Origin of the sequence: Plantibacter sp. CFBP 13570, assembly GCF_014841395.1 — a bacterium.
Taxonomy (GTDB): Bacteria; Actinomycetota; Actinomycetes; order Actinomycetales; family Microbacteriaceae; genus Plantibacter; species Plantibacter auratus.
Genome location: NZ_JACYTW010000119.1, coordinates 1 through 4,869, shown reverse-complemented (window position 1 = coordinate 4,869; position 4,869 = coordinate 1). Strand labels below are relative to the sequence as shown.

3 protein-coding genes are annotated in these 4,869 nt (G+C 72.5%); 2 read left to right on the top strand and 1 reads right to left on the bottom strand.

Features of this window, described 5'->3' with window-relative positions:
* Positions 1 to 279 precede the first annotated feature (279 nt).
* Positions 280 to 774, top strand: coding sequence for a GNAT family N-acetyltransferase (locus tag IFT89_RS19655; protein WP_085511004.1), 495 nt, complete (start codon positions 280 to 282; stop codon positions 772 to 774).
* A gap of 50 nt (positions 775 to 824) precedes the next feature.
* Here the strand turns inward: IFT89_RS19655 and IFT89_RS19650 are convergent, their stop codons facing one another.
* Positions 825 to 1,394 carry an NUDIX hydrolase family protein gene (locus IFT89_RS19650; protein WP_064294286.1) on the bottom strand — a complete coding sequence of 190 codons (570 nt, stop codon included), beginning with the start codon at positions 1,392 to 1,394 and terminating at the stop codon, positions 825 to 827.
* Positions 1,395 to 1,546: 152 nt separating this feature from the next.
* Between IFT89_RS19650 and IFT89_RS19645 the strand changes: the two genes are divergently transcribed.
* Positions 1,547 to 4,869, top strand: a 3,323-nt coding sequence (locus IFT89_RS19645; RefSeq protein WP_202939819.1) for a DEAD/DEAH box helicase, incomplete at its 3' end; no start/stop codon positions are given.

Genomic DNA, 4,869 nt, shown 5'->3' with positions numbered 1-4,869 from the left:
AGGGCGGACAGCGCTCCGGCGCCGGTCGCTCGGGCGGTGCCCGTGCCGGTGCCGGTGCCGCCACCGGTGGCAGCCGCACGCACTACAGCACCGGCTACGCCGCGAACTCGGGCGCTCCCACCGAGTCCTCGCGTCCCCGGACCAACCGTCGCGCGTCCAGCGGCAACTAGCAGCGAACCGCTCGAACGAAGCGCCGTCCACCGCAGGGTGGGCGGCGCTTCGCCGTTCGTGGACCCGCTCGATTTCGCGAGACGGGGGCGCTCGGGATACGGTTCCACCATGAACGTCAACGCAGTCGTCCGCCCCGTCCGCGACGTCGATGCCGAGTCGCTGGGACGCGTCCACGCCACGTCCTGGCACGAGACCTACGACCACCTCATCAGCGCTGCGACGCTCGCGAAGCTGTCGCCGCGTCGCATGGCCGAGCTCTGGACCCACTGGGCTGCACAGGGCCCCGAGTACACGCACTTCGCGGCCCTCGTCGACGGCGAGATCGTCGGGTTCTCCGGTTCAGGTCCGGCCCGCGAGGAGGACGCACCCCGCGAGCGCGAGCTCTACTTCATCTACCTGCTCGACGCGTGGCACGGCACCGGGATCGGTCAGCAGCTGTTCGACGCCGCCATCCCCGACGGCCAGCCGTCGTTCCTGTGGGTCGCCGCGGACAACCCGCGTGCGCACCGCTTCTACCAGCGCAACGGGTTCGTCCTCGACGGCGGAGCCAAGACCGAGCCGTTCCTCGGCGAGATGATCGACGAGGTCCGCTACACCCGCTGACGCGCCCCGGTCCCTGAGCCGCTCCCCCGGTCCCTGAGCCTGTCGAAGGGCTAGCGCAGCCGGCCGACGGAGGCGAGGGCCGCGCGGAGGAGCGTGCCTCGGCCGCCCTCCATCTCGGCGGCGATGGCGTCGGAGGACGCCGCCTCGGGCGTCATCCACGTGAGTTCGAGCGCGTCCTGGCGGGGTTCGCAGGTGCCGGTCACCGGGACGACGTACGCCAGCGCGACGGCGTGCTGCCGGTCGTCGGAGTACGGCGACAGGCCCGGCAACGGGAAGTACTCGGCCACCTGGAACGGCACGGGCGACGCAGGGAGCAGCGGGAACGCCATCGGACCGAGGTCCTTCTCCAGGTGACGGAAGAGCGCGTCGCGGATCGTCTCGCCGTACATGACGCGACCGGAGACGAGCGTGCGCGTCATCTCGCCGAGCGCGGTGGCCCGGAGCAGGACGCCCACCTCGGTGACGACACCGAAGCCGTCGACGCGGACCGGCACGGCCTCCACGTACAGCAGCGGGAGCCGGCGGCGGATCTCCTCGAGTTCGACGTCCGACAGCCAGCCCGGATTGGAATTGCCGGGGAGATCGGGTTCCGGGTTGGGATCAGGGGTGCGAACGCTCATAGCTCCTTCATACCGTATGGAGCCGAGCGGCGATCCAGGTGGGCGGCGGTTCGACCGGACACCGCGCCCGACCCGCGGCGGGATCATACGGGGCCACGCGGCCGCGCGCGACGCCGGTCGCGGTGTCGGTGGGGTGCAGGATGATGGAACCCATGACCGAGGTGCTCGAGCGCTTCTCCCCCGCGACGCGCGACTGGTTCGAGGGGGCGTTCGTCGCGCCCACGCCGGCGCAGGCGGGTGCCTGGGACGCGATCTCCCGCGGCGCCAACGCCCTCGTCGTCGCGCCGACCGGTTCGGGCAAGACCCTGTCAGCGTTCCTCTGGTCGATCGACCGCCTGCTCTCCGAGGCCATCGCCGAGCACGCCGTCCGGCCGCGCACCGGCGTCCCGCTCACCGGGCTCGAGGCCGACGAAGCGGAGGCCGCCGCCGCCCAACGTGAGCGCTCCCGCGGCACCCGTGTCCTCTACATCTCGCCGCTGAAGGCCCTCGGCGTCGACGTCGAGCGCAACCTCCGCACCCCGCTCGTCGGCATCGCCCAGGCGGCACGCCGCCTCGGCACCGAGCCACCCACCATCAGTGTCGGCGTCCGCTCGGGCGACACCCCGTCCGCCGACCGCCGGGCGATGGCCAAAGAGCCACCGGACATCCTCATCACCACCCCCGAGTCACTCTTCCTCATGCTCACGAGCGCGGCGCGGGAAACCCTCCGCACGGTCGACACCGTCATCATCGACGAGATCCACGCCGTCGCCTCGACGAAGCGCGGCGCGCACCTCGCGGTGTCGCTCGAGCGGCTCGACGCCATGCTCGAGAAGCCCGTGCAGCGCATCGGGCTCTCCGCCACGGTGCGCCCCGCCGAGGAGGTCGCGCGGTTCCTCGGAGGCCGCGCACCGGTCGAGATCGTGGCCCCGCCGGCCGCGAAGACCTTCGACCTGCACGTGGTCGTCCCGGTCGACGACATGACCGACCCCGACGCCGGCATGCGGACACCCGGCGAGGCCGACGACGACGGCAGCGGTGGCGGGTTCACCGGGTACACCCCGAACAGCGACGGCGGCGGCGAAGACCGCGTCGGCAGCATCTGGCCGCACGTCGAGGAGGCGATCGTCGACCGCGTGCTCGCGCACCGCTCCACCATCGTGTTCGCCAACTCCCGTCGGCTGGCGGAGCGGCTCACGGCCCGGCTCAACGAGATCAACGAGGCCCGACTCAGCGACGCCACCCTCACGACCCCCGGTGCCGGGCGTCCACCGGCGCAGCTCATGGCCCAGAGCGGCCAGACCCGAGGCTCGACGAGCGTCGCGGCCGCAGCCGCCCGGCCGGCAACCGAGGAGAGCGACGACGACATCCCCCTCCTCGCACGCGCCCACCACGGATCCGTCTCCAAGGAGCAGCGCGCGGGCATCGAGGAGGACCTCAAGTCCGGACGCCTGCGCTGCGTGGTCGCGACCTCGAGCCTCGAGCTCGGCATCGACATGGGCGAGGTCGACCTCGTCATCCAGGTGGAGTCCCCGCCGAGCGTCGCGAGCGGCCTGCAGCGGGTCGGCCGCGCCGGCCACCAGGTGGGCGAGGTCTCCCGCGGCGTCCTGTTCCCGAAGCACCGCGCCGACCTCATCAGCACCACGGTCGCGACCGAGCGGATGGAGGCCGGGCTCATCGAGGCGATCGAGGTCCCCTCGAACCCGCTCGACATCCTCGCGCAGCAGACGGTCGCTGCGGTCGCGCTCGACGAACTCGGCGTGGAGGACTGGTTCGAGACGGTCAAGCGCAGTGCCCCGTTCGCCTCCCTGCCCCGCTCGGCCTTCGAGGCGACGCTCGACCTCCTGGCCGGACGCTACCCCTCCGACGCCTTCGCCGAGCTGCGCCCGCGGATCGTCTGGGATCGCGACGCCGGGGTCCTGACCGGGCGACCGGGAGCGCAGCGCCTCGCCGTCACGAGCGGCGGCACCATCCCCGACCGCGGGCTCTTCGGCGTCTTCATGGTCGGCGAGTCGGGTGCCGGCGCGCGCGTCGGCGAGCTCGACGAGGAGATGGTCTACGAGTCCCGCGTCGGCGACGTCTTCGCCCTCGGCGCCACGAGCTGGCGCATCCAGGAGATCACCCACGACCGCGTGCTCGTGACGCCGGCGTTCGGCCAGCCGGGGCGACTGCCGTTCTGGAAGGGCGACGGCATCGGTCGCCCGGCCGAGCTCGGTCGCGCCATCGGCGCCTTCGTGCGCGAGCTCGACACCACCGGAACGGGCTCCACCCCACGTCTCGAAGCGGCCGGCCTCGACGAGCGGGCCATCAGCAACCTCGTCGCCTACGTCCGCGAGCAGCGCGAGGCGACGGGCGTCGTCCCGAACGACACGACCCTCGTCGTCGAACGTTCACGCGACGAACTCGGCGACTGGCGGGTCATCCTCCACTCCCCCTACGGACTCCGTGTGCACGCCCCCTGGGCGCTCGCGGTCGGCGCCCGGGTGCAGGAGCGGCTGGGGGTCGACGGCTCGGCGGTGGCGAGCGACGACGGCATCATCGTCCGCCTACCCGACACCGAGAGCGAGCCGCCGGGAGCGGAACTCTTCGTCTTCGAACCGGAGGAGCTCGACGCCCTCGTCACGCAGGAGGTCGGCGGCTCGGCATTGTTCGCCTCGCGGTTCCGCGAGTGCGCCGCCCGTGCCCTCCTGCTCCCGAACTACTCGCCGCAGAAACGCTCGCCCCTCTGGCAGCAGCGCCAGCGGTCGGCGCAGCTCCTCGAGGTCGCGAAGCAGTACCCGACGTTCCCGATCATCCTCGAGACGCTCCGCGAGTGTCTCCAGGACGTCTACGACCTCCCGGCACTCGACCACCTCGCCCGCGAGCTGCAGTCGCGCGCGATCCGCATCATCGAGACCACGACGGATCAGCCCTCGCCCTACGCCCGTTCGCTCCTGTTCGGCTACGTCGGCGCGTTCATGTACGAGGGCGACAGCCCGTTGGCCGAGCGCCGGGCCGCGGCTCTCGCGGTCGACAGCACCATGCTCGGCGAGCTCCTCGGTCGGGTGGAACTCCGCGAACTCCTCGACCCGGGCGTCATCGAGCAGACCGCGCTCGAGCTGCAACGTCTCGACCCCGACCGACGACTCAAGGGGGTCGAGGGCGTCGCCGACGCGCTGCGGATGCTCGGCCCGCTCACCATCGACGAGATCGCGGCCCGGACGACCTTCGACGGCGTCACCGTCTCCGCCGACGGCGAGGCGAGTCGTGGCGACGACCCGCAAGCCTGGGCCCCCGATCCGGCTCGCTCGGCTGCCGCCGTCGCCGAACTCGAACGCTCGAAGCGCGTCATCCGCGTCCCGATCGCCGGCGAGGAGCGCTTCGCCGCGATCGAGGACGCCGGCCGACTCCGCGACGCGCTCGGCACCCCGCTGCCCATCGGCGTGCCGGTCGCGTTCACCGAGCCGGTCGCCGATCCGTTGGGCGACCTCCTCGCCCGCCACGCGCGCACGCACGG